The organism is Planobispora rosea (genome assembly GCF_014648175.1).
In the GTDB taxonomy this organism is placed as follows: Bacteria; Actinomycetota; Actinomycetes; order Streptosporangiales; family Streptosporangiaceae; genus Planobispora; species Planobispora rosea.
Genome location: NZ_BMQP01000006.1, coordinates 166,079 through 190,012, shown reverse-complemented (window position 1 = coordinate 190,012; position 23,934 = coordinate 166,079). Strand labels below are relative to the sequence as shown.

At 72.1% G+C, this 23,934-nt stretch carries 23 protein-coding genes and 3 tRNA genes; 9 read left to right on the top strand and 17 right to left on the bottom strand.

Features of this window, described 5'->3' with window-relative positions:
* Positions 1-72: 72 nt before the first annotated feature.
* The 4 genes from IEZ08_RS08315 to IEZ08_RS08300 are packed head-to-tail and all read right to left on the bottom strand — an operon-like array spanning position 73 to position 4,205.
* Positions 73-1,182 carry a D-alanine--D-alanine ligase family protein gene (locus IEZ08_RS08315; protein ID WP_068926510.1) on the bottom strand — a complete coding sequence of 370 codons (1,110 nt, stop codon included), beginning with the start codon at positions 1,180-1,182 and terminating at the stop codon, positions 73-75.
* Between the two features lie 40 nt (positions 1,183-1,222).
* Positions 1,223-2,431, bottom strand: a complete 1,209-nt coding sequence (locus IEZ08_RS08310) for a trans-sulfuration enzyme family protein (RefSeq protein WP_189241973.1) — start codon at positions 2,429-2,431, stop codon at positions 1,223-1,225.
* Positions 2,432-2,439: 8 nt separating this feature from the next.
* Positions 2,440-3,447 (bottom strand): NAD(P)H-dependent glycerol-3-phosphate dehydrogenase, encoded by a 1,008-nt coding sequence (locus IEZ08_RS08305; RefSeq protein ID WP_068926512.1) that lies wholly within the window; start codon positions 3,445-3,447, stop codon positions 2,440-2,442.
* A 20-nt stretch (positions 3,448-3,467) separates the two neighbouring features.
* Entirely contained in the window at positions 3,468-4,205 is a 738-nt protein-coding gene (locus tag IEZ08_RS08300) for a lysophospholipid acyltransferase family protein (RefSeq protein ID WP_189241949.1), read from the bottom strand.
* A 67-nt stretch (positions 4,206-4,272) separates the two neighbouring features.
* On the opposite strand from IEZ08_RS08300, the gene cofC reads away from it, so the two are divergent.
* Together cofC and IEZ08_RS08290 are read left to right on the top strand one after the other, a co-directional pair.
* Positions 4,273-4,944: a 2-phospho-L-lactate guanylyltransferase gene (gene cofC, locus IEZ08_RS08295; RefSeq protein WP_084780658.1), complete on the top strand. Its 672-nt coding sequence runs from the start codon at positions 4,273-4,275 to the stop codon at positions 4,942-4,944.
* Positions 4,945-5,308: 364 nt separating this feature from the next.
* A complete protein-coding gene (locus IEZ08_RS08290) occupies positions 5,309-5,518 on the top strand; it encodes a hypothetical protein (RefSeq protein WP_068929126.1) in 210 nt (69 codons plus the stop codon).
* Positions 5,519-5,627: 109 nt separating this feature from the next.
* Here IEZ08_RS08290 and IEZ08_RS08285 read toward each other — a convergent pair whose 3' ends face one another.
* The 4 genes from IEZ08_RS08285 to leuC form a co-directional block, all read right to left on the bottom strand.
* Entirely contained in the window at positions 5,628-5,924 is a 297-nt protein-coding gene (locus IEZ08_RS08285; RefSeq protein ID WP_068926519.1) for an HU family DNA-binding protein, read from the bottom strand.
* A gap of 141 nt (positions 5,925-6,065) precedes the next feature.
* A complete protein-coding gene (locus tag IEZ08_RS08280; RefSeq protein WP_189241948.1) occupies positions 6,066-6,329 on the bottom strand; it encodes an SCO5555 family protein in 264 nt (87 codons plus the stop codon).
* Complete coding sequence (leuD, locus tag IEZ08_RS08275; protein ID WP_068926521.1) at positions 6,308-6,895, bottom strand: 3-isopropylmalate dehydratase small subunit; 588 nt, start codon at positions 6,893-6,895, stop codon at positions 6,308-6,310. Before leuD ends, IEZ08_RS08280 begins: the two co-directional genes overlap by 22 nt.
* A gap of 2 nt (positions 6,896-6,897) precedes the next feature.
* Positions 6,898-8,286, bottom strand: coding sequence for a 3-isopropylmalate dehydratase large subunit (leuC, locus tag IEZ08_RS08270; protein ID WP_189241947.1), 1,389 nt, complete (start codon positions 8,284-8,286; stop codon positions 6,898-6,900).
* 98 nt (positions 8,287-8,384) lie between these two features.
* On the opposite strand from leuC, the gene IEZ08_RS08265 reads away from it, so the two are divergent.
* Together IEZ08_RS08265 and IEZ08_RS08260 are read left to right on the top strand one after the other, a co-directional pair.
* Complete coding sequence (locus tag IEZ08_RS08265) at positions 8,385-9,101, top strand: IclR family transcriptional regulator (RefSeq protein WP_068926525.1); 717 nt, start codon at positions 8,385-8,387, stop codon at positions 9,099-9,101.
* A gap of 172 nt (positions 9,102-9,273) precedes the next feature.
* Positions 9,274-11,013 (top strand): hypothetical protein, encoded by a 1,740-nt coding sequence (locus IEZ08_RS08260; RefSeq protein ID WP_068926527.1) that lies wholly within the window; start codon positions 9,274-9,276, stop codon positions 11,011-11,013.
* Between the two features lie 60 nt (positions 11,014-11,073).
* On the opposite strand, the gene IEZ08_RS08255 is transcribed toward IEZ08_RS08260, so the two are convergent.
* The 5 genes from IEZ08_RS08255 to IEZ08_RS08235 all read right to left on the bottom strand — a co-directional run bounded on the left by IEZ08_RS08255 (position 11,074) and on the right by IEZ08_RS08235 (position 13,324).
* Positions 11,074-11,922, bottom strand: coding sequence for an SGNH/GDSL hydrolase family protein (locus IEZ08_RS08255; RefSeq protein WP_203863350.1), 849 nt, complete (start codon positions 11,920-11,922; stop codon positions 11,074-11,076).
* Entirely contained in the window at positions 11,919-12,887 is a 969-nt protein-coding gene (locus tag IEZ08_RS08250) for a redoxin domain-containing protein (protein WP_068926529.1), read from the bottom strand. The genes IEZ08_RS08255 and IEZ08_RS08250 overlap by 4 nt, the downstream gene beginning before the upstream one ends.
* 121 nt (positions 12,888-13,008) lie before the next feature.
* A tRNA-Glu gene (locus IEZ08_RS08245) sits at positions 13,009-13,081 on the bottom strand.
* Positions 13,082-13,102: 21 nt separating this feature from the next.
* Positions 13,103-13,178, bottom strand: a tRNA-Glu gene (locus IEZ08_RS08240).
* A 74-nt stretch (positions 13,179-13,252) separates the two neighbouring features.
* Positions 13,253-13,324: transfer RNA gene (locus IEZ08_RS08235), tRNA-Gln, on the bottom strand.
* A 208-nt stretch (positions 13,325-13,532) separates the two neighbouring features.
* Here IEZ08_RS08235 and IEZ08_RS08230 point away from each other — a divergent pair.
* On the top strand, positions 13,533-15,512 hold the full coding sequence (locus IEZ08_RS08230; RefSeq protein ID WP_189241946.1) for a M3 family metallopeptidase: 1,980 nt from the start codon (positions 13,533-13,535) through the stop codon (positions 15,510-15,512).
* Between the two features lie 92 nt (positions 15,513-15,604).
* Here IEZ08_RS08230 and IEZ08_RS08225 read toward each other — a convergent pair whose 3' ends face one another.
* Complete coding sequence (locus IEZ08_RS08225) at positions 15,605-16,141, bottom strand: PadR family transcriptional regulator (RefSeq protein ID WP_068926533.1); 537 nt, start codon at positions 16,139-16,141, stop codon at positions 15,605-15,607.
* 54 nt (positions 16,142-16,195) lie between these two features.
* On the opposite strand from IEZ08_RS08225, the gene IEZ08_RS08220 reads away from it, so the two are divergent.
* Positions 16,196-17,563 carry an MATE family efflux transporter gene (locus tag IEZ08_RS08220; protein WP_189241945.1) on the top strand — a complete coding sequence of 456 codons (1,368 nt, stop codon included), beginning with the start codon at positions 16,196-16,198 and terminating at the stop codon, positions 17,561-17,563.
* 72 nt (positions 17,564-17,635) lie between these two features.
* Here IEZ08_RS08220 and gltX read toward each other — a convergent pair whose 3' ends face one another.
* Positions 17,636-18,967, bottom strand: coding sequence for a glutamate--tRNA ligase (gene gltX, locus IEZ08_RS08215; protein WP_229802990.1), 1,332 nt, complete (start codon positions 18,965-18,967; stop codon positions 17,636-17,638).
* Positions 18,968-18,995: 28 nt separating this feature from the next.
* Positions 18,996-19,772 (bottom strand): fumarylacetoacetate hydrolase family protein, encoded by a 777-nt coding sequence (locus tag IEZ08_RS08210; protein WP_068926537.1) that lies wholly within the window; start codon positions 19,770-19,772, stop codon positions 18,996-18,998.
* 105 nt (positions 19,773-19,877) lie between these two features.
* Here IEZ08_RS08210 and IEZ08_RS08205 point away from each other — a divergent pair, with 105 nt between their 5' ends.
* Positions 19,878-20,282, top strand: coding sequence for an antibiotic biosynthesis monooxygenase family protein (locus tag IEZ08_RS08205; RefSeq protein ID WP_068926539.1), 405 nt, complete (start codon positions 19,878-19,880; stop codon positions 20,280-20,282).
* 120 nt (positions 20,283-20,402) lie between these two features.
* Here the strand turns inward: IEZ08_RS08205 and IEZ08_RS08200 are convergent, their stop codons facing one another.
* Positions 20,403-20,999, bottom strand: coding sequence for an HD domain-containing protein (locus tag IEZ08_RS08200; protein ID WP_189241943.1), 597 nt, complete (start codon positions 20,997-20,999; stop codon positions 20,403-20,405).
* A gap of 72 nt (positions 21,000-21,071) precedes the next feature.
* Here IEZ08_RS08200 and IEZ08_RS08195 point away from each other — a divergent pair, with 72 nt between their 5' ends.
* Together IEZ08_RS08195 and IEZ08_RS08190 are read left to right on the top strand one after the other, a co-directional pair.
* Positions 21,072-22,106 (top strand): GlxA family transcriptional regulator, encoded by a 1,035-nt coding sequence (locus IEZ08_RS08195; RefSeq protein WP_189241942.1) that lies wholly within the window; start codon positions 21,072-21,074, stop codon positions 22,104-22,106.
* Positions 22,107-22,167: 61 nt separating this feature from the next.
* The gene (locus IEZ08_RS08190; RefSeq protein ID WP_068926543.1) at positions 22,168-23,859 is read left to right on the top strand and encodes a heparinase II/III domain-containing protein; all 1,692 of its coding nucleotides are present in this window, start codon (positions 22,168-22,170) and stop codon (positions 23,857-23,859) included.
* Positions 23,860-23,934 lie beyond the last annotated feature (75 nt).

Genomic DNA, 23,934 nt, shown 5'->3' with positions numbered 1-23,934 from the left:
CCCGCCTCAGCGGCGCCCGGTCCGGCGGGACACCTCAGACCCGGCGGGGCGTCTCAGGCCCGGCGGAGCACCTCAGCGGAGACCCGGCGCGCGCTCCAGCGCCAGCTGGATCAGCCGGTCGACCAGCTCGGCGTAGGGCATGCCGCTGGCGGCCCACAACTGCGGCGCCACCGACATCGCGGTGAAGCCCGGCATGGTGTTGATCTCGTTGAGGATCAGCCGCCCGTCGGTCGTGTAGAAGAAGTCGACCCGGGACAGACCCTCGCAGCCCAGCGCCTCGAACGCCCGCACGGCCATCACCCGCAGATCCTCGGCCACGTCGCCGGGGATGTCGGCGGGAACCGACAGGGACATGTCATCGCCGATGTACTTGGCCTCGAAGTCGAAGAACTCGTGGCCGCCGTGGACCAGGACCTCGCCGGGGATGCTGGCCTGCGGGGGCGCGTCGCCCGGGGACTGCAGAACCGCGCACTCGATCTCGCGCCCGACGATCGCGGCCTCGACCAGCACCTTGGGGTCGTGCTCGCGGGCGAACTCGACGGCCTGCTCCAGCTCGTGCAGGTCGTGCGCCTTGGAGATGCCCTGGCTGGAGCCGGCCCGGGCGGGCTTGACGAAGACCGGCCAGCCGAGCTCCTGGACCTCCTTCAGGATCCGGTCGCGGTCGGTGCGCCAGTCACGGTCGCGGATCGTGACGTACGGGCCGACCGGCAGGCCCGAGGCGGCCAGCACCAGCTTCATGTAGGACTTGTCCATGCCGACCGCGCTGGCCAGCACGCCCGAGCCGACGTAGCGGACCCCGGCCATCTCCAGCAGGCCCTGGATGGTGCCGTCCTCGGCGAACGGGCCGTGCATCACCGGGAAGACCACGTCGACCTCGCCGAGCTCGACGGGGATCCGGCCGGAGTCGTAGGCCACCAGGGAGCCGCCTCCGGAGGGCAGGGCCAGCTCGGAGCCCTGGGCGTCGATGGACGGCAGCTCGCCGCCCTCGATCGCGTAGCGCTGGTCGCCGGAGGCGAGCACCCACCGCCCGTCCTGGGCGATCCCGATGGGGATCACCTCGTACTTGGACCGGTCGATGACGTCGAGCACGGAGCCGGCTCCGAGGATGGAGACGGCGTGCTCGGAGTTTCGGCCGCCGAAGACGACTGCGACGCGGGGTCGGGACGTGGACTGCTCGCTCATGATGACCGAATCTACCTTCTCCGGGACGTCAACCAGGTTGTCAGGCCCGCTGTATGCGCGATGCGGGCAGGGAGTCGAGCGCCGCGGTCACGTCCGCGATGAGATCCTCGGCGTCCTCCAGCCCGATGGAGAAGCGGACGGCCGCGGCGTCGACGCCTCCCTCACCGGGCTGGCGGGGGCCGGCGGACGCCACGTGGGCGGCCTTCGTGCGGGTGCCGCCCGCCGTGGCGGCGACGGAGACCAGGCGGAGCGCGTCGGCCAGCCGTACCCCCGCCTCGTAACCGCCCTGCGGGACGACCGTGACGCACGCGCCGTACCGGGTGCCCTCGGGGCCGGAGTCGAACAGGTGCCTGCCGAGCTCGTGACCGGGATGTCCGGGCAGGCCCGGGTAGTGGACCCGGCTCACGGCGGGGTGCTTGGCCACCGCCGCGGCGAACACCATCGCGGTGGCGCACATGCGGCGCACCCGCAGCGGGAGCGTCTCCAGGCCCCGGCGGAGCAGGAAGGCGTCGTCCGGGGAGAGCTCGCCCCCCACGTCCGCGGCGACCTCGCGGAGCCGGGCGACCAGACCCGGGCGGCCGACGACGACCCCGCCGGCGCAGTCGTCGTGCCCGCCGAGATAGCTGGTCGCGGCGTGGAGCACGAGGTCGGCGCCGTGCTCCAGCGGGCGGCACACGACCGGGGTGGCGAGGGTCGAGTCGACCACCAGCAGCGCGCCGGCCGCGCGGGCGATCCGGTAGAGGCTCCGGATGTCTGCGACGGCCATCGCCGGGGCCGACAACGTCTCCGCGTATATGATCTTGGTGTTCGGCCGGACCGCCTCCTGCACCCGGTGCAGGCCGGCGTAGTCGACGAAGTCCGCGCTCACCCCGAACCGGGACAGCACCTTGGTGATCAGCGAGTAGGTGCCTGCGTGCAACGGGGCGGGGGCCACGACATGCGCCCCCGTGCCCAGGAAGGTCATCAGCACGGTGCTGACGGCGGCCATCCCGGAGGCGAACGCCTGCCCCGCGACGTCCTCGGGGGCCGCCGCGCCCTCCAGGGAGGCCACGGCCGCGGCGAACGCCGCGACGGTGGGGTTCTCGATCGAACCGGGTCCCTTCTCCCCGAACGTCTCGGCCTGTTCGGCGCTGTCGGCGAAGCTCCACGCCGAGCTGCGCCACACCGGCAGCCCGAGCGGGCCGGGCAGGGGCGTCGCCGCGGGCGGCAGCCGTACCGACCGGGTGTTCTCTCCCTGCCGCCTGCGCATGCGCCGGTTCACACGCCGTACCGTTCCGGTTTGGGAGTCCGCGACATCAGCAGCGCCCCGGCCTCGCCGGGCGGCATGCCGTCGTGGACCACGGCCACCACGACCTCCGTGATCGGCATCTCCACGTCGTGTTTCCTGGCCAGCTCCAGGACGGACTCGCAGGACTTGACGCCCTCGGCGGTCTGCTTGGTCGCGGCGACGGTCTCGGCCAGGGTCATGCCCCGGCCGAGGTTCTCGCCGAAGGTGCGGTTGCGTGACAGCGGCGAGGAGCAGGTCGCCACCAGGTCGCCCATCCCGGCCAGCCCCGCGAACGTGTGCTGGTCCGCGCCGAGCGCCGCGCCGAGCCGGGCGATCTCCGCCAGCCCGCGCGTCATGAGCGTCGCCCTGACGTTGTCGCCCAGCCCCATGCCGGCCGCGATCCCGACCGCCAGCGCGATCACGTTCTTGACCGCCCCGCCGAGCTCCACGCCCACCACGTCGGGGTTGGTGTAGGCCCGGAACCACGGCAGGTGGCAGGCCTCCTGGAGTCGCTCCATGGCCCGCTCGTCGGGACAGGCCACCACGGTCGCCGCGGGCTGGCCGAGGACGATCTCACCGACCAGGTTGGGGCCGGAGACCACCGCGACCCGTTCCCGCGGCACCTCGGCCACCTCGCAGATCACCTCGCTCATCCGCTTGGTGGTGCCCAGCTCGATGCCCTTCATCAGGCTCACCAGCACCGCGCCGGACGGCAGGTGGGGCTTCCACGCGGTGAGGTTTCCGCGCAGCGTCTGGGACGGCACGGCCAGCACCACGAAGTCGGCGCCGTCGAGGGCCTCGGCCGGGTCGACGGTGGCGCGCAGCGTCTCGGGCAGCGCCGTACCCGGCAGATAGTCGGGATTCTCATGGCGCTTGTCGATCGCCTCGACGATCTCCGCACGCCTGCCCCAGAGAGTCGTCCCGGTGCCCGCTGTCGCGAGGAGCATCGCGAACGTGGTGCCCCACGAACCTGTCCCGAATACGGCCGCCTTGGTCATTTCATCACCGTACGCCGACGTCAGCCGTTCGTGGACTTTCCCGGCCCACCGGCGGGATTCTTGAAGGGGACCGCGGGCGCCTTCTCCTCGCGCAGCTCGGCGAGGAGGGCCGTGATCGCCGCCATGATGTCGGCGGTGGCGTCCCGCAGGACGTCGGCCTGGAGCGACCGGCCGTCGTACTTCGACAGGTCGACCGGCTCCCCGACCAGCACGCGGAAGGTCTTGCGCGGCAACAGCCGGGGGCGCTTCTGGCCGTACGGCAGGATCTCCTGGGCCCCCCAGTGCGCCATCGGGATCACCGGCACACCGGTCTGCAGGGCCAGCCGGGCGACGCCGGTCTTGCCCTCCATCGGCCAGAAGTCCGGATCGCGGGTGCAGGTGCCCTCGGGGTAGAACATCACGCACGCCTTCTCGTCGGTGATCCGCTTCCCCGCCGCTTCCAGGGAGCGGATCGCGTCGGCGCTCCCCCGGTAGACCGGGATGGCCAGCAGGGACCGGACCGCGCGGCCGAGCCCGGGGACCGAGAAGAGGGCGGCCTTGGCCAGGATCACCGGCCAGTGCCCGTTGTTGTAGAGGAAGTGCGCGATCAGGATGGGGTCCAGCCACGACAGGTGGTTGGTCGCAAGGATCATCGCGCCCTCGCGTGGCAGCCGGTCGGCCCTGCGCCAGTCCTTCTTCACCAGAAGCCATGAGATCGGTTTGACGATCACAACGGCCAGGGCGACCCAGAACCTGGTCGGCCAACCGGGGCGTCTCATTCGGTCCTCCGTAAACGCGGGGTGCGCCCCAAGTCTCCCGGTTGGCTCCGGGAACTGTCGAGGCGGGATGCTTAAGGTTATGCCTCCTTCCGAGAGTTCCGACTGGACCCTCGTCGTCCCGGTCAAGACGCTGGTCGCCGCCAAGACCCGCCTGGCCGAGGCCGCGGGGCCGCACCGGGCCGCGCTGGCCGTCGCCATCGCCTGCGACACCGTCGAGGCCGCCCTCGGCTGCCCCCGGGTCGGCCGGGTCGTGGCGGTGACGGGCGATCCGGTGGCGGCCGAGGCCCTGGCGGGCGCGGGCGCCCACGTGGTCGCCGACCCCGAGGCGGGGCTCAACGCGGCGCTGCGTCACGGCGCCCGGGAGGCGGTACGGCTGGCGCCCGCCGGGCCGGTCGGCGCCCTCCAGGCCGACCTGCCCGCTCTGCGCCCCGCGGAGCTGGCGCTCGTACTGGCCGCCGCGGCGGAGTTCGACCAGGCGTTCCTGCCCGACGCCGCCGAGGTCGGCACGACCTTCTACGGGGTACGGCCCGGCGTGGACTTCACCCCCGGGTTCGGCGGCGAGTCACGCGAGCGCCACCTGCGGCTCGGCGCGAAGGAGCTGTGCCTGGCGGGGGTCGACTCGGTCCGCAGGGATGTCGACACCCCCGGCGACCTGCGCGCCGCCCTCGCCCTCGGCGTCGGCCCCCGCACCCGGGCGGTGGCACGGCGCATCGGGGAGTCCCCGGGCCGGGAACGATGAGGACGCCGGTTACGCCAGCGGCCGAGCAGCAGCGCGGAGACCAGGTAGCTGACCGCGTCGGCGAGGAGGGCGACCGGTGCGGTGACCGCGTGCACCAGCCAGACGCCCAGCGCGGGACCGGACAGGACCGCGGTGCTGCGCATCGTCTCCAGGACGCCGTTCCCGCGCAGCAGGTCGCTCCAGATCAGGATGGGACGGCGGCGCAGCCGGTCCACCCACACCCCCGCGGGCAGCCCCAGGACCAGGAAGGCGACGGTCTCGGCGGCGGTGACCAGGCCGGGAGGGTCAACTCCTTTTCCCGTACGGCGGTCCCCGGCGAGTTCGCCCCGGCCGGATCGCTCCCGGCGGGTTTAAGGTGGTGGGCGTGCAGGCGACGGTGAAGGTCTTCGACCCCGAGACCCGGTCGGGGTCGGTGTTCCTGGACGACGGGACCGAGATCCCGTTCGGCGCGGAGGCGTTCGACGCCGGCCCCCTCCGGCTGCTCCGCTCCGGCCAGCGGGTGAACATCGCCGTGGACGGCGACCTCGTCACCTACGTCACGCTCTCGACGTTCCCCCTCCCGGACGCCCCCTAGACAGGCCGTCCCCCGGCGAGCGCGCCGTCGGGCCGCGGAGGCGGCGGTGCGGCGAGACGCCGAACGCCCGGGTCCACGACGGCGGACCCGGGCGTTCGGCGTGCTGAGGCTACTTCTTGCCGACCTTCTTGCCGCCCTCGTTGACGAGGTCCTTGAAGTCGGAGCCGGGGCGGAACTTCGGCCCCCAGCTCTCGGCGACCTTGATCTCGGCCCCGGTCGAGGGGTTCCTGGCCGTGCGGGCCGGCTTGTGCACCATCTCGAAGGCGCCGAAGCCGGTGATGGAGACCTTGTCGCCCGAGGCGACCGCTTTCTGGATGGTGTCGAGGACCGCGTTCACGGCCTCGGTGGCCGTTCTCTTGTCGCCCACCCGGTCCGCGATGGCGTCGACGAGTTCTTTCTTGTTCATGAGGTTGGTGGCTCCCTATTGCCGATGTCCGGGAGCGGGCCTGAGAAAGAAAGCCCGTCTCACCCGTGTGTCACCGCGAGGGTCCCCGACGGAGCGAGAAACCCCTTACCCGCTTGAAATTAGGGGACGGACGCGCGCGACTCAATCACCTTCGGCAATATTTCCGGCACTCTCCGTGTCAAAAATCAGGACATCTAGCTGTATAAGGAACGATTCCAGGCGCGCTGCGGCGTGCTCGACGTCGCGTTTGGACAGGTCGCAGATGACGAGCAGACGCCTGGCCAGGCGCTGTCTGGTCTCGGCGGGAGCGGGCAGCGCGCGGACGCGGCGGTGCGCCTCACGCAACCGCCGCGCCAGCTCGTCTTCTGGGTCTTCTGAACGTGTCAGACGGTCGTCGGCAGCCATGGCTGCCGACCATTCTCGTACGCCGCGATGTCGTCGGCGTTGCGCAGGGTCAGGCCGATGTCGTCCAGACCCTCCATCAGCCGCCAGCGGGTGTAGTCGTCGATCTCGAACCCGGCGGACTCGCCGCCCCAGCGGACCTGCCGCTCGCCCAGGTCGACGGTCACCTCCAGCTCCGGATCGGCCTCCGCGGCCGTCTGGAGGGCCTCGACGGTCCCGGCGGGCAGGACGACCGGGAGCAGGCCCATCTTGGTGGCGTTGTTGCGGAAGATGTCGCCGAAGCGTTCGGCGATCACCACGCGGAAGCCGTACTGCTGCAGGGCCCAGACCGCGTGCTCACGGGAGGAACCCGTACCGAAGTCGGGGCCGGAGACCAGGATCGAGGCGCCCTGGTAGGCGGGCTGGTTCAGGATGAACTCGGGGTCCTCGCGCCAGGCGGAGAACAGGCCCTTCTCGAACCCGGTCCGGCTGACCTGCTTGAGCCAGACGGCCGGGATGATCTGGTCGGTGTCGACGTTGCTCCGGCGCAGCGGCACGGCCCGGCCGGTGTGGGTGGTGAAGGCTTCCATGATCAGATCTCCTGGGCCAGGTCGGCGGGGGCGGTCAGCTTGCCGGTGACGGCGGTGGCGGCGGCCACGGCGGGCGACACCAGGTGAGTGCGCCCGCCCTTGCCCTGCCGCCCCTCGAAGTTGCGGTTGGAGGTCGAGGCGCTGCGCTCGCCGGGGGCGAGGGTGTCGGGGTTCATCCCCAGGCACATCGAGCAGCCCGCCTCGCGCCATTCGGCGCCCGCGGCCTTGAACACCTCGTGCAGGCCCTCCTGCTCGGCCTGGAGCTTGACCAGCATCGAACCGGGGACGATCAGCGTGCGGGTCACGACCCGGCGGCCGCGCAGCACCTCGGCGGCGGCCCGCAGGTCCTCCAGGCGGCCGTTGGTGCAGGAGCCGACGAAGACCGTGTCCACCTGGATCTCGCGGAGCGGGGTGCCCGGGGTCAGGTCCATGTACTCCAGCGCGCGGCGGGCGGCGGCCGGGTCCCCGGTCTCCTCGGGAGCCGGCACCGCGCCGCCCAGGGGGGCGCCCTGGCCCGGGTTGGTCCCCCAGGTGACGAACGGGGTCAGCGTCGAGGCGTCGATCTCCACGACGGTGTCGAAGACGGCGTCCTCGTCCGTCGCCAGCGACTTCCAGTACGCGACCGCGGCGTCCCACCGCTCGCCGGCCGGGGCGTGCGGACGGCCCTTGAGGTAGGCGAACGTCGTCTCGTCCGGGGCGATCAGGCCCGCCCGCGCGCCCGCCTCGATGGACATGTTGCAGACGGTCATCCGGCCCTCCATGGAGAGCTTGCGGATGGCCTCGCCGCGGTACTCGACGATGTAGCCCTGGCCGCCGCCGGTGCCGATCTTGGCGATGATCGCCAGGATCAGGTCCTTGGCGGTGACGCCGACCGGCAGCTCCCCGGAGACCTCGATGGCCATGGTCTTGGGCCGGTAGGCGGGCAGCGTCTGAGTGGCCAGCACGTGCTCCACCTCGGAGGTGCCGATGCCGAACGCGATGGCGCCGAAGGCGCCGTGAGTGGAGGTGTGGGAGTCTCCGCACACGATGGTCATGCCGGGCTGCGTCAGGCCGAACTGCGGCCCGATGATGTGCACGACGCCCTGACCGGCGTCACCCATGGGGTGCAGCCGGACGCCGAACTCCGCGCAGTTCTTGCGGAGCGTCTCGACCTGGGTCTTCGACACCGGGTCGGTGATCGGGCCGAGCACGGTCGGGACGTTGTGGTCCTCGGTGGCGATGGTGAGGTCCGGACGCCGCACACCCCGCCCCGCCATGCGCAGGCCGTCGAACGCCTGCGGGCTGGTCACCTCGTGGACGAGGTGAAGGTCGATGTAGAGCAGGTCGGGCTCTCCCTCCGCACGTCGCACGACGTGCTGCTCCCAGACCTTCTCCGCCAGCGTGCGGCCCATGTCGCCTCCTACGCGATCCTCTATCCGTCCGCGGTGCCTCGTCGCACCGCCCCGGGCCCGACTTGCTTTCTCATATGTCGAGACGGCAGTATCGGTGTATGGACAACTCTAGCGGAGTCGGCGTACTCGACAAGGCCGTTCTCGTGCTCAACGCTCTTGAGGCCGGCCCGGCTTCCCTGGCGCAGCTCGTCCAGGCGACCGGCCTGGCCCGGCCCACGGCCCACCGGCTCGCGGTCGCGCTGGAGCACCACCGCATCGTCTCCCGCGACACACAGGGCCGGTTCGTGCTGGGCCCGCGGTTGTCGGAGTTGTCCACCGCCGCCGGGGAGGACCGCCTGCTGGCCGTCGCCTCGCCGATCCTGGCGCAGCTGCGGGACCTGACCGGGGAGAGCGCGCAGCTCTACCGCCGCCAGGGCGACGAGCGCGTGTGCGTGGCCGCCGCCGAGCGGGCCAGCGGGCTGCGCGACACCGTGCCGGTCGGTACGGCCCTGCCGATGTTCGCCGGTTCCGCGGCGCAGATCCTGCTGGCCTGGGAGGAGCCGGACCGCCTCCACCGCGGCCTGCGCGGGGCCAAGTTCACCGCCGCCACGCTCTCGAGCGTCCGGCGCAGGGGCTGGGCGCACAGCGTCGGCGAGCGGGAGCAGGGTGTGGCCAGCGTCTCGGCTCCGATCAGGGGGGCCGGCGGCAAGGTGATCGCCGCCGTCTCGGTGTCCGGGCCGATCGAGCGGCTCACCCGCACCCCCGGCCGCCTGCACGCCGCCCCCGTGGTCGCCGCCGCCGAACGCATCACCGAGTCGATGCGGCGCTCCAGCTGAACGGCGGGCGCAACGGACCCGCGTGCCCGCGCGGGCGCACCGGATGCGGGACGGACGCACGGCGGATGCACGGCGGATGCACGGCGGATGCGGGACGGGAAAGGAGTGGCGGCACACGATCAGCACCCGATATGGGGAGGCGAGCACCTCTGCGGGCCCCTAGGCTGGGCAGGTGACAGATCGCATCGAGGCAGCCGCCGCTGAACTGCGTCCCCTGCTCCAAGCATTCATCCTCTGGGCCCGCGAGCACGCGCCCGGCAGCGACTCCAACCTGGTGGGCTCCGTCGCCCTGTGGCACCGGCTGGCCGCCTCCGACGACGTCGGCCGCTGGCGGACGGCCGACCTGCACACGGTACTGCTCGACCGGATGCCCCAGGTCGTGGAGGATCCCGAGGCGGCGGCCGACGGCCTGGTGCCGTCCGTCCGCGCCTACCTGACCTACCTGTCGGACACCGGCAGGCTGGCCAAGGGCTCGGCACCGCTCCGGGAGCTGCTCACCGAGCTCGACCGGATCGAGGACGACGTCGTCGACGCGATGGAGGACCTCATCACCGAGGACGACGAGGACGGATACGACGGCGAGGAGGAGTCCGAGGGCCTGGGCGACTTCGAGCCGTTCGCCGACGAGCTCGCCGCCCTGCCCACGATCCGGCTCCGCCCGGACGCCGAGCTGGCCGAGGCCGCCCGCCGGGCCCCGCTCATCGGCAAGGCCCGCGACCTGGCCCTCTGGGTCGGCTCCGAGCGCCGGGTCGGCGAGGAGACCCTCCTCACCGACGCCGAGATCACCGAGGCCCTGGGCGTGCTCGGCCTCCCCGTCCCCGAGACCGACGGCAAGCCGCTGGCCGACTCCGTCCCCGCGCTCTGGAACATCTGGAACCTCGCGATCGACCTCGACTTCCTCCAGCCGGAGGGCGAGGACACCGTCAGCGCCGACGCCGACACCGGCGCCTGGCCCTTCGACGACGACGAGGACGTGCTGGACGCCTGGCTGTCCGGCCTGCACTCGATCGACTACGGCGACCCCGAGCTGGACGACGAGGAGGCCACGATCGCGCTGTCCGGGCTGACCCGGGCTCTGCTGGTCCGGGTCCTGCTCGCCAGCGGCTCGACCTCCCTGGCCGGGCTCCGCACCGAGCTGGCCGAGGCCGCCGCCGAATACGACGATCTGGGCGCCGAGGCCTGGTCCGCCGCCACCGACCGGTACGGCGACCCGCTCAACCCGGTGCTCGAGTGGCTGTCCGGGTACGGCATGGCCGAGGTCGAGCACGAGCAGGTGCGGCTGACGCCGCTGGGCATGGAGGGCGTGGTCCACCTCGTGGACGACGAGGACATCGAGCTCGACGCCCGCCCGGCCATCGACGCGATGACCGCCCTGGACCTGCTCTCCTTCAGCGCCGAGCTGCCGGAGGAGGAGGCGGACGCCGAGTTCGCCGCCTGGATGGAGCTGCGCGATCCCGACCGGGCCGCGCACGAGCTCCTGCGGGCCGCCGCGGAGGACGAGGCGGACGCCCTGGTCAGGGTGCAGGCCGCCAGCGTGGTCGGCTCACTCGGCGAGGTGGCGGTGCCCGCCTGGAAGGACGCCCTCGACGAGCCGTCCCTGCGCCCCTACGCGGCGACGCACCTGGCCCAGCTCGGCGTCGACGACGCTCCGGCGCCCACCCCGGCCGACACCCACTGGCTGATCCTCGACATGCTGACCATCTCCTTCGGTCTCGGCCGCTCCGAGTTCGTCAGCAGCCTGGACGACATCGGCTCGGCGTCGGACCTGGTCGGCCTGCTCGACGTGCTCTGGAAGATCCCCCACCCGCACCTGGAGGATCTCCTGGAGGCGATCGGCAAGGCCCATCCCGACCGCCAGGTCGGCAAGGCCGCCAAACGGGCCCTGTTCAAGGCCCGTTCCCACCAGAACTGACCCCGCCGTACCGCGGCGCCGGGACGGCTCCGCACAGCGGCTCGCCGTACCGGCGCCCCGTCACCTCCCGGTGAGGACTCCGGTCAGCGTGCCGGCCAGCCCCTCGGCCCAGGTCTCGTAGCCCGCGGCCGAGGGGTGGAAGCCGTCCTCGGCGAAGAACCCGGCCACCTCGACGGGCACCTCCACGCGGACGTGGGTGACGCCCAGCGTGCTCGCGGCCACGGCCGCCATGACGTGGTCCAGCGCCCGTGCCCGCAGTCCCATGACCGCCCGGAGCGGCTGCGGCAGCACGGGGAAGCGCCCCACCGGCGGCATGCCGGTCACCAGGATCGGCACCCCCGGCGCCGCACCGGAGTCCTCCCGCCCCGCCGCTCCCCGCAGCGCGCCGAGGTCCTCCGCGACCGGCACCGCGGTGTCCACCCGCGCGGCGCCGGGATCCTCCGGCATCCGTGCCCGGACGGCCGCCACCAGCGCGCGCAGCTCCCGGCCGAACCGGTCGAGCCGGTTGAGCTCCAGGAGCTCGTTGACCCCGAGCGCGACGACCACCGCGTCGGCGGGTTCCAGCAGCGGGACCAGCTCGGCCGTGGCGGTACGGGTGTTGACGCCCGTGCGCGCCGCCACCTGCCACCGGACGGGCCGGCCGGTCCGCGCGGCCACCGCCCGCGCGAGACACCCCGCCAGGCCCTCCTCGTGGGTCGCCACGCCGACTCCCGCGGCGGTGGACTCGCCCAGGACCGCCAGCCGGAGCGGAGCGCCCGGCCCGCCGCCCGTCGTCCCGCGGCGGGGGCCCGACGCCTCGGGGAGCCGGGGGGTGGTGCGCCGTACCCGGAGCCCCTGGACGGCCAGCACGGGCGCGAGGGAGAGCAGGAGCGGCTGGGCCAGCCGGGCCAGCCGGACCAGGCGGGTCACGAGGGGTCCTCCTGCCAGTCGGGCAGGGGCCGGTAGATCGCGATTCCGGCGGCTTCGAGCTCCTCGCGGAGGGCGAAGTACTCCTCGCCGAACGGGTCGACGCCCCGCAGCGGCATGAGGCCGCGGCGGATGGCCAGGTCGTGCGGGGCGAGCGCGGCGGCGGCCGTCAGGTGGCGCTCGGCGGCGTCCGTACGGCCCGCGCGGAGCAACCAGGCCGCCACCCGCGCGTGCAGCCGGGCCCGGCGCTCGTCGGCGGTGGGGGCGCGCAGCTCCCGGGCGGCCGTCCCGGCCTCACCGTCGATCACCCACCGGCGCAGGGCGGCGACGGCCCGCTCGGAGGACAGGCCGTTCATCGACCGGAAGGTGTCGGTGGCGGTCATGGTGTCCTGGGGGCGGGCGATGCGCCCCTCCTCGTCGACCCAGACCACGGTGGGCACATTGATCACGTTGTAGAGTTCGGCGATCCTTCCGTCGGCGTCGATCACCGTCGGGTGGGTGACGCCGTCCAGCCATTCGCGGGCGTCCTGCGGATCGCGGTCGAGGGAGACGCTGAGCACGCTGAAACCGTATCCGGCCAGCTCCCTGTGGAGCTCCTCCCAGGCGGGCAGGTCGTATCGGCAGCCGCACCAGGAGGCCCAGAAGACCAGCGCGACCTTGGTGCCGCGCAGCCTCTCCAGCTCCTCGAACCGCGGAGCCTCCCCCGACTCCGTGAGCCCAGCGGGCTCTCCGACCGCGATCACGCCTTCCTCCGGGTCGGCCACCACCTGCCTGCCGAGCAGTTCGGCGAAGGCGGCCAGGTCCACCCCCTCGGCGGTCTCGGCCGCCGCGGCCCGGTACGACGGCACGCACGCCTCACCCCGGCACCAGCCGTGCGGTTTGCGCTCCCACCCGAGGATCGTCGCGCCGTGCGGCACGACCGGCCCCTCGATCCCGGTCTCGCCACCGTCCGCCAGCAGAGTGATCATCTCGACCTCCCATTGGATAGCTTTACTCTCCAATTGTTAGATAGGAACGCTATCCAATCAAGGGGTATTCCGGAAAAACAGAGAACCCCCGGAAGCATCTGCTTCCGGGGGTTCCACAAGGTAGCCCCGACCGGATTCGAACCGGCGCTACCGCCTTGAGAGGGCGGCGTCCTAGGCCACTAGACGACGGAGCCTTGCGTGTGTGACAGTCACAGTGGTAGTCCCGACCGGATTCGAACCGGCGTTACCGCCTTGAGAGGGCGGCGTCCTAGGCCACTAGACGACGGGACCCTGCACACTGTCATCACATACTGTGATCGGATTCGGCTGAGCCGAATCCGCAGCGGCTCCGGGGGGAGCCACAGCTGGGGTACCAGGACTCGAACCTAGACTAACTGAACCAGAATCAGTCGTGCTGCCAATTACACCATACCCCACCGCTTCGGGCTTCCCTCTCGGGCCTCCCTGGCGACTCCGAAAGAATAGCCCACCTTGAGGGTCAAGGCCAAAACGATTGCCTCCCGCCCGCCCGGGAGCGTTGCCGCCGGTCGGCTGGGAGCGAACCCTGTGGTGCCGGGATGCCTATCGGTCGCCCCTTATGTAACGCTGCTGGAGAGATCTATCCGTATCTGAGGAGCCCACGCCGTGGCCGACAACCCCTTCTTCGCCCCGAGCACGCTGCCTTATCAGCTGCCGCCCTTCGCGCAGATCCGCGAGGAGCACTATCTGCCCGCCTTCGAGCGCGGCATGGCCGACCAGCTGCAGGAGGTGGCGGCGATCGCGAACAACCCCGAGCCCGCGACCTTCGCCAACACCGTCGAGGCCCTGGAACGTTCGGGCCAGATCCTGAAGCGGACGTCGATCGTCTTCTTCAGCATCGCCTCCTCCGACGCGACCGACGGGATCCGGGCGATCGAGACCGAGATCTCCCCGAAGCTGACCAAGCACCGCGACGCCATCCACCTGGACCGCGCCCTCTACGCGCGGATCAAGCAGGTCACCACCGAGGACCCGGAGGAGGCGTGGCTGCTGGAGAAGTACCGGGTGGACTTCGTCCGGGCCGGCGCCGAGCTGTCGGAGGAGGAGCAGGAGCGGCTGAAGGCCCTCAACGAGGAGCTGTCCACGCTCTCCACGACCTTCTCCCAGAACCTGCTGACGGCCTCCACCGCCTCCGCCCTGGTCACCGAGGACCGCACGGAGCTGGACGGCCTGGCCGAGAGCACCCTCCAGGCGATCCACAAGGACGGCAAGTACGTCCTGCCGCTGCTGAACTTCACCAACCAGCCCGCCCTGGCCGAGCTGACCGACCGGGAGACCCGCCGGAAGCTGTACGAGCTCTCGGTGGGCCGGGCCCCGGAGAACTTCGAGCTGGCGGTGAGGATGGCGACGCTCCGCGCCGAGCGCGCCGCCCTGCTCGGCTACCCGAACCACGCCGCCTACGCCGTCGCCGACCAGACGGCCAAGACCACCGAGGCCGTCGAGGAGCTGCTCGCCAAGCTCGTCGGCCCGACGATGGCCAACGCCCGCAGGGAGGCCGAGGCGCTGAGCGAGCAGGCCGGTTTCGCCATCGAGCCGTGGGACTGGTCGTTCTACGCCGAGAAGGTGCGCAAGGCCCGCTACGACTTCGACAGCTCCGAGCTGCACCCCTACTTCGAGCTGGACCGGGTGCTGAAGGACGGGATCTTCCACGCCGCCACCGAGCTGTACGGCATCACCTTCGCCGACCGGACCGACCTGATCGGCTACCACCCCGACGTGCGGGTCTACGAGGTGTTCGACACCGACGGCGCACCGCTGGGCCTGTTCCTGTTCGACCCCTACGCCCGGCCCACCAAGCGCGGCGGCGCGTGGATGAACAACCTGGTCGACCAGTCGCACCTGTTCGGCGAGCTGCCCGTGGTGATGAACAACCTCAACGTCACCAAGCCCGCCGAGGGCCCGACCCTGCTCACCTTCTACGAGGTCAGCACCGCCTTCCACGAGTTCGGCCACGCCCTGCACGGCCTGTTCTCCGACGTCCGCTTCCCCCGGGTCTCCGGCACCGAGGTGCCGCGCGACTTCGTGGAGTACCCCTCGCAGGTCAACGAGATGTGGGCGACCTGGCCGTCGGTCCTGGCCAACTTCGCCAGGCACCACGAGACCGGCGAGCCGGTCCCCGACGAGCTGCTGGAGAAGATGCGGGCCGCCGAGAAGTTCAACCAGGGCTTCACGACGCTGGAGTACCTCGCCGCCACGCTGCTGGACTGGGCCTGGCACAAGCTGGCCCCCGGCGAGGACGTGAAGGACGCCGAGGCGTTCGAGGCGGCGGCCCTGGAGCGGGCCGGGGTCGCCTTCCCGCTGGTCCGGCCCCGCTACCGGACCAACTACTTCGCGCACATCTTCTCCGACGGCGTGGGCGGCTACAGCGCGGGTTACTACTCCTACATCTGGAGCGAGGTCCTGGACGCCGACAGCGTGGAGTGGTTCAAGGAGAACGGCGGCCTGAGGCGGGAGAACGGCGACCACTTCCGCTCCCGCCTGCTGTCGGTCGGCGGCTCCAAGGACGCGATGGATGCCTTCCGCGACTTCCGGGGCCGCGACCCGCGCATCGAGCCCCTGCTGGAGCGCCGGGGCCTGCTGACCTGACCTTCGGCGGTCCCCGGGGCCCGCCGAGACACCCGGCGGGCCCCGTCTCCGGGATCGCCTCCGGACCGCCTCCGGGACCGCCGCCCGGGTCGTCAGGACTCCAGCTCGGTGAGCATCTGCCTGAGCCAGCGCTTCTCGGCGTCCCCGGTGGCCCGGGCGATCAGCAGCATGCCGCGGTGGAACGGGTCGGAGACCTCCTCGGCCCGCAGCGGCCTGTCCCCCTCGTAGAAGAAACTCGCGGGGGTCTCCAGGAAGGTCAGGCGGCGGCGGAGCACCTCTGCCCGATCGGCGCGTCCGGGCAGCTGGGACAGGAAGGTCAGCAGCCCGAAGAAGCGGGTCTGGTCGCTGATGTCGAGATCGGCCGGCTCGCGCAGCCGCCGCAGCAGGTCGGCCCGCCCGGCGTCGGTCAGGGTCAGCACCTGACGGCGGGCGGCCCCGGCGCCCTCCTCCTCGTGCCGCCTCACGAGCCCGGCCTTCTCCAGCCGGGCGATGGCCGGGTAGAGAGCGCCGTCGCTGACCGGGCGGAGATGGCCGCTGAGCCGGTGGATGCGGGCCTTGAGCTCGTAGCCGTGCAGCGGCCCTCCGCCGAGGAGCCCGAGGATCGACAGGGTCAGGTCTCCGCTTGCCATGGGAGCATCGTATCGCTATACCTCTAATCGAGATAACTCGAATCGAGGTAACTTGTGACGCTGACCCGCCTCGCCCTGCCCGTCTACGTGGAACTGCTGAGCGCCGTGGTGGCGGTCGGCCTGATCGACCTGCTGTGGGTGTCCGGCCTGGGCGCCGCCGCCGTGGGCGCGGTGACGATCGCTACCGCCACCGAACATCTCGCCGTGGGAGTGGTCCTGACCGTCACGACGGGCACGACCGTGCTGGTCGGCAGGCGGGACGGCCACGGACCGACCGCCCCGGTGATCCGTACGGCATGGCTGTTGTGCGGAGCCGCCGGCCTGGCCGTGGCGGCGGCCGGGACGCTGCTCCGCGAGCCGCTGGCCCGGCTGTTCACCGGCGACGCCGCGACGGCCGGGCTGACGGCGGACTTCTATCTGATCTCCATGGCCGGGATCCCGGTCCTGTTCGCCCAGAGTCTGGTGGACGGGGTCTTCAAGGGATACGGCGACACCGGGACGCCGATGCGCAGCGCGCTGCTCTGCAACGCGCTGGTGATCGCCCTCGACCCGCTGTTCATCTACGGACTCGGCCTGGGGGCGCCGGGCGCGGCCCTGGCCACCGTCCTGGCCCGGCTGGTCACCCTCGCCGTCGCCCTGGTCCTGCTGTCACGGCGGGCGTCCCGTACCCGGGCGCGGCACCGGGTGCGGCGGGCGCACGCGAACCTCGCCGACGCCGTGGCCATCGTCCGCACCGGCCTGCCCATGTCGGGCGACTTCCTCGCCCGATCCCTGGTCGGCATGCTTCTGGTGGACGTGGTCGCCGGGTTCGGGGTCGCGGCGCTGGCCGGGTACGGCATCGGCACGAAAATCATGCTCGCCGGGGTGATGGCGTTCTACGCGCTGCGTCAGGCCGCGTTGATCCAGACCGCCCGCTCGGGCACGCCGCCGCCCGCCGCGCGACCGGCCGGACCCCGTCCCGGCCCCGCCGCGCCGGAGGTCCCGCCCGCCCCGGAGCGCGGCGGGACCGGAGCGGCGGCCGGGCCGGTGCTGCGCCACGGCCTGGCCACGGGGATGGCCGTCGCCGCCGTGCTCAACACGGTCGCGGCGCCCGCGGCCGGACTGTTCACCGACGACCCGGCGGTGGCGGCCCAGGCCGTGGGCTTCCTGCGCTGGGCGGCGCTGTACCTCGTCCCGTTCGGCGGCCTGATCGCCCTCGGCGGGGTGCTCCAGGCGAGCGGCAGGGGCGGCCGGCTGCTCGCCGCCACGCTGGCGGGGTTCGCGGTCCAGGTGCCGCTGGCCTACGTGCTCGGCTCCCTGCTCGGCGTCACCGGCGTCTGGCTGGCCATGGCCGCCGGAGCCGCCGTCGGCCTCGCGGGAGCCGCACCCGGTCCCGTGGAGGCCGTGCTCCGCGCAGCGGCGCGGCCGTACCGGGTGCGCTGAGGACCCCGCCGGGTGCGGGCGAGGCCGTACCCGACGGGGCAGAAACCGTATCCGATGGGGCGGAACCCTCCGTCAGCCCCGCAGACGCTCCAGAGCGGCCCGCAGCCGGGCCAGGGACCGCTCGCGGCCGAGGACCTCGATCGACTCGAACAGCGGCAGGCCGACCGTCCGGCCGGTGAGCGCCACCCGGACCGGAGCCTGGGCCTTGCCGAGCTTGAGGCCGTGCTCGGCGCCGACCTCCTCCAGGGCCGCCTTCAGGGAGTCGGTGTCCATGCTCACCGTCTCCAGGCGGGCGAGATAGCCGGTGAGGATCTCCGCAGCCGGGCCCTTCATCGCCTTGTCCCAGGCGGCCTGGTCGGAGAAGGGCTCGTCCAGGAAGAGGAAGTCGACGTTCGCGCTGATCTCGGAGAGGACGGCGACGCGCGTCTGGGCCAGCTCGGCGACCTTGACGAAGGTCGCCCGGTCCCAGTCCGGGTCGAGCCAGGGCTCGCAGCGCCTGACGAACTCCTCCGGCGGCAGCGCCCGGATGTACTCGCCGTTGAAGGCGCGCAGCTTCTTCTCGTCGAAGAAGGCGCTGGCGGAGTTGACGTTCTCCAGCTTGAACAGCGGCATCATCTCCGACCACGGCATGATCTCCCGGTCCTCGCCGGGGCCCCAGCCGAGCAGCATCAGGTAGTTGACCATCGCCTCGGCCAGGTAGCCCTCCTCGCGGTAGGACTCCAGCGCGACCTTGTCGCGGCGCTTGGACAGCTTCTTGCGCTGCTCGTTGACGATGACCGGCAGGTGCGCCCAGACCGGCGGGTTCGCCCCGAGGGCGGGCCAGAGCAACTGCTGGCGCTGGGCGTTGCCCAGGTGCTCCTCGCCGCGGACCACGTGGGTGATGCCCTGGGTGATGTCGTCGACGGCGTTGGCCAGGACGTACAGCGGGGAGCCGTCGCTGCGCGCGATGACGAAGTCCTCCTGCGCGTCGTTGGGGAACTCCACCCGGCCGCGGATGATGTCGTCCACCACGGTGACGCCCTCGTCGGGGGTGCGGAAGCGGACCGCGCCCTCGGTCAGGCCGCGGTCGCGGCAGAAGCCGTCGTAGCCCTTGTGCTCGGAGCCGGTGCGCTCCTGGAGCCGCTCGCGGGTGCAGTCACAGTAGTACGCCCTGCCGTCGGCGAGCAGCTTGGCGACGGCCTCGCGGTGCTGGGGCTCGAAGGCCGACTGGAAGAAGGGCCCCTCGAAGACCGGGCTCTCGTCGCCGATCCCGATCCAGGCCAGGGCCGAGAGGATGCCCTCGGTCCACTCCGGGCGGTTGCGGGTGGCGTCGGTGTCCTCGATGCGCAGGACGAACCGGCCGCCCCCCTGCTGGGCCAGCGCCCAGTTGAACAGCGCGGTGCGGGCGCCGCCGACATGGAACATGCCGGTGGGCGAGGGAGCGAAACGAACCCTAATCACGGGAGACCACCCGGTTGGTGAGAGTGCCGATACCTTCGATGGCGACGCTGACCTCGTCCCCGATCTGGAGCGGGCCCACCCCCTCGGGCGTCCCGGTCAGGATGACGTCGCCGGGGATGAGAGTCATGACCGCGCTCACGTGGGCGATCAACGTCGGGATGTCGTACATGAGCTTGGAGGTGCGCGAGCTCTGCCGTACCTCACCGTTCACCGTCGTGGTGATGCCCAGGTCCGCCGGGTCGAGCTCGGTCTGGATCCACGGGCCGAGCGGGCAGAAGGTGTCGAAGCCCTTGGCCCGGGTGAACTGCACGTCCTTCTTCTGCAGGTCCCTGGCCGTGACGTCGTTGGCGCAGGTGTAACCGAAGATCACCTCATGGGCCCGCTCGACCGGGACCTCACGGCAGAGCCTGCCGATGACCACGGCCAGCTCGCCCTCGAAGTCGACCCGCTCCGACAGCCCGGTCGGGTAGGCGACGGCCTCCTGCGGGCCGATCACCGAGGTGGACGGCTTGATGAACATCAGCGGCTCGCCGGGGACCTCCCCGCCCATCTCACGGGCGTGCTCGGCGTAGTTCTTGCCGATCGCGACGACCTTGCTGGGCAGCATCGGAGCCAGCAGCCTGACCTGCGAGAGGGAGTGACGCTCGCCGGTGAACTGGATCGGGCCGAACGGATGCCCGGAGATCCCGGAGACGAACTCCTCACCGGGGCCGCCCTCGACCACCCCGAACCCGACACCGTCACCTGTGGAGAACCTCGCTATACGCACCCCCCAAGGCTAGTGCCGTCCCCGACCTCCACGGGGTACCCACCGCCGTCTCCGGCCCGGCCGGGCCCGTAGGGTGATCGGGAAGACGTTCCGGGAGGAGAACCCATGTCCGTTGTGAAGATCAACGTCCTGACCGTGCCCGCGGAGATGCGCGAGGAGCTGGAACGCCGGTTCTCGAACCGGGCCGGGATGGTGGAGGCGGCCGACGGGTTCGAGTGGTTCGAGCTGCTGCGCCCGGTCGAGGGCACCGACCGCTACATGGTCTACACCCGCTGGCGCTCCGAGGAGGACTTCGCCCGCTGGACCGAGAGCCAGGCCTTCCAGCGCGGCCACGCCCAGGCCGCCGCCGAGGCGGGCGCCCAGGGCCACGGGCACGGAGCCGCTGCGGACCGGGGACACGGGCACGGGGCCGCCGCCGGTCAGGGTCACGGGCACGGGCAGGGCCCGGCCGCCTCGGGATCCGAGATCTGGTCGTTCGAGGTCGTGCAGAGCACGGGCCCCAAGGCCTGACCGCCGTACGGCGGCGCCGGGCACGCCGGTACGGCTTCTCGCCGTACCGGCGCCATCGGGGAAGACGCGGCGGCGGGAGGAGAGACAGCGGGGGTCGGCGGTCGACGGGGGTGGCGGCGGTCAGCGGTCCAGGGGGTTGGCGGCGATGCGGGCGGTGACGCCGCCGCGGACGAAGCCGCCGGCGAGGCTGTCCGGCTTGCGCTCGCCCTGGTCCGTGATGCAGGCGGCGAACTCCCCGGCGATCCCCAGCCGGGGGTAGCGGTCGAGGACCTCGGCCCGCAGGTCCTCGGGCCAGGCCTGCGGGTTCCGGCCGGAGATGTCCAGGCCGGTGGAGAGCTCCAGCAGGTGTCCCTCGGGATCCTCGGCGACGTCGACCTCGTCCCACATGTGGCGGATGATCACCTCGGAGGCGCGCACGCGGCGCTCGACCGGCCAGCCGGCGCCCGCGCAGAAGATCCACGCCACGTGGCCCCCGGCCTCCTCGAAGGGCTCCGTGTGGCTGTCGAACTCCGCCACCAGCCCGATGTCGTGGAACATCGCCGAGACGTAGAGCAGCTCGGCGTCGAAGGCGATGCCGTTCAGCTCGGCGTAGGCCGCGGCCCACAGGTAGGCCCGGATCGAGTGGTTGCGCAGTGCGGGCGAGCAGTAGGCGGTGGCCGCCTCCAGCGCGGCGCGGGCGGCGGGGGTCTCGGGAACCACGATGTCGGCGAGTCTCATGGCGCTCACGATGCCGGGGGACGGCCCGCCCGCACGAGTGGCCGGGAAGCCATCCATCGATAGGATCGCGCCATGGGATTCTCCACCGTCGCGGTGCTGATGTTCGACCGGATCCCCCTGTTCGAGGCGTCGGTGCCGATCGCGGTCTTCGGCGAACGACGGGACGACCGGCCGGAGTTCGAGGTGCGGGTGATCTCCGCCGAGGGCGGCCCGGTCCGCACGGACGCGGGCGTCACCCTCGCCGCGCCGTACGGCCTGGACGCGGTGGAGGGGGCCGATCTCGTCATCGTGCCGACCTGGCGGCGGCCGTCGGGCGGCGATCCTCCCGCGGACGAGGCGCTGGAGGCGCTGCGCCGGGCCCAGGCCGGGGGCGCGACGGTGGCCTCCCTGTGCCTGGGCACGTTCGTGCTGGCCGCCGCCGGCCTGCTGGACGGGCGCCCGGCCACGACGCACTGGCGCTACGCCGGGCTGCTCGCCTCGATGCACCCGCGTGTCGAGGTACGGCCCGACGTGCTCTACGTCGACGACGGCGACATCCTCACCTCCGCGGGAGGCACCGGGGGCATCGACCTCTGCCTGCACCTCGTGCGCCGCTCGCACGGCGCGCTGGCGGCCAACAGCATCGCCCGCGGGCTGGTCACGCCCCCGCACCGGGCCGGAGGGCAGGCGCAGTACATCGACCGCCCCGTCCCCGCCCCGGCCACCGGAGATCCCTTCGGCGACATCCTCGGCTGGGCCCTGCGTCACCTGGACCGGGAGCTCACCGTGGACGATCTGGCGGCCCGCGCGCTGATGAGCCGCCGCACCTTCGACCGGCGCTTCCGCCAGACCACCGGGACCACTCCCGCCCAGTGGCTGCTCCACCAGCGGGTCCTGCACGCCCAGCGACTGCTGGAGACGACGGCCGAGCCGGTCGAGCGGGTGGCCCGCCGGGTGGGCTTCGCCTCGGCGGTGGCGCTGCGCCCGCACTTCCGCCGCCAGGTGGGCGTCTCCCCCACCGCCTACCGGGAGGCCTTCGGCACGGGCGCGGCGGACGGCGCGCATCCAGCGGCGTCCGGCGCGCATCTAGTTGCTAACGATGCGCGGGAAGCGCACCCTCCAGCTTGACCGGTTTGGTGGGATTCGGACAGCATAATCAGCTCTCCCACCCGCCCCGGAAGGAACTGGCGTGCGCCGCCGCACACAAGCACTCGCACTCTCCACGGCTCTCCTGCTCGCCGCCTGCGGCGGCACGATCGGCGCGACGGCCGGTACGGCGGAGGCGGCGGACAAGGTCAAACGCACGGCCGAGTGCCAGGGGGACTGGCTGCCCGCCACCCCGACCGGGCCGGACGTCATGAGCGGTCAGGTGGGCTTCCTCGACCTGCCCCCGGTGAAGGTCGGCAAGGACGTCGACTGGCGCACCGACCCCTACCGCAACCGGTCGTGGAGCATGGTCTTCCACTCGCTGCGCTGGATGGGACGCCTGGTCGCCGACTACGAGAACAACGGCGACAGGGCCTACCTGACCCGCGCCACCGAGATCGCCAAGGACTGGGTGAACGACAACCCGCGCCGCGGCGGCGGCAGCCCGTACGCCTGGCAGGAGCACCCGATCGCGCTGCGCGCCCCCGCGCTGGTCTGCCTCAGCAAGCACGTCAGCGAGCCCTGGCTCACCAAGAGCCTGGCCGAGCACGCCTCGATGCTCGCCGACCCGGCGCTGTACGAGAAGGGCCACAACCACGGCATCGACCAGGACATCGCGCTGCTCGGCATCGGCTGCCGCTACGGCCGCGACGAGTGGTCCGGGCTGGCGATCCGCCGCCTGACCGAGACGGTCGAACTCGACGTCGACGCCCAGGGCGCGCTGCGCGAGCAGGCCCCGCGCTACGCCATCTACGTCTACGACCGGCTCAAGGTCGCGATGGACAACATCGCGGCCTGCGGCCGGAAGGTGCCCTCCTCGATCGAGAAGCGCTGGAAGTCGCTGGAGGGATTCATCTCCCACTCCACCCAGCCCAACGGCTTCATGGTGCCGATCGGCGACGGCGGCGCGGACGTGCGCCCGGTCGGGTACGACCACCCGAAGCAGACCGTGAAGGTGTTCGGCAACGGCTACGTCTACGGCCGCACCGCCTGGGGCAAGTCGGAGTCGGCGTTCTACTCCATCCGGTTCGGCCCCGGCATGAAGTACCACGGCCACGAGGACCACCTCGGCGTGACCTACTACGCCCAGGGCCGGGACGTCCTGGTCGACGCGGGCTTCCACTCCTACGAGAACAGCGCCTACCGCCGCTGGACGATGTCCCCCCAGGCGCACAACGTGCCGGTCGTGGCCGGGGCCGCGTTCCGCGGCGGGACCAGGAGTTCGCTGACCAGGTCCTCGATCAGGGACGATCGGCAGAGCTTCCAGCTGACGGACAGGGCGTACGGCGTGGCGCGGACCCGCTCGGTCCTGGTCAACCACGGCGAGGACGTGATGGCCGTGCTCGACACCGTGCCCCGCGGCTCGAAGGTCAGCACGATCTGGCACTTCGCCACGGACCTGTCCGCGACGTCGGGCGACGGCGGCAAGGTCGTGGTCAGGGACAAGTCCGGCTGGAAGGCCGCGCTGGTTCAGGTGGCGATGCCGTCCTGCGAGCCGGTCTCCTCGAAGGTCGTCCGCGGCGCCACGAACCCCTACCAGGGCTGGGTCTCCCCCGCCTACCTGAAGAAGCAGGCCGCCCCCGCGGTGGTCTCCGCCGCCACCGCGGGATCGGTGCTCACCGTGGTGGTGCCCGGCACCGACACGCCCTCGGTCTCCTGCTCCGGCGGCAAGGTCAGCGTGAAGACGTCCGAGGGCGTCGTCGGCTTCCGGGTGAAGGGCTCGTCCCTGCAATAGCGTGGCGGCCCGGACACGGAGGAGGGGGTACGGCGTGCGCGCCGTACCCCCTCTGCTGTTCCGCGACGGCGGCGG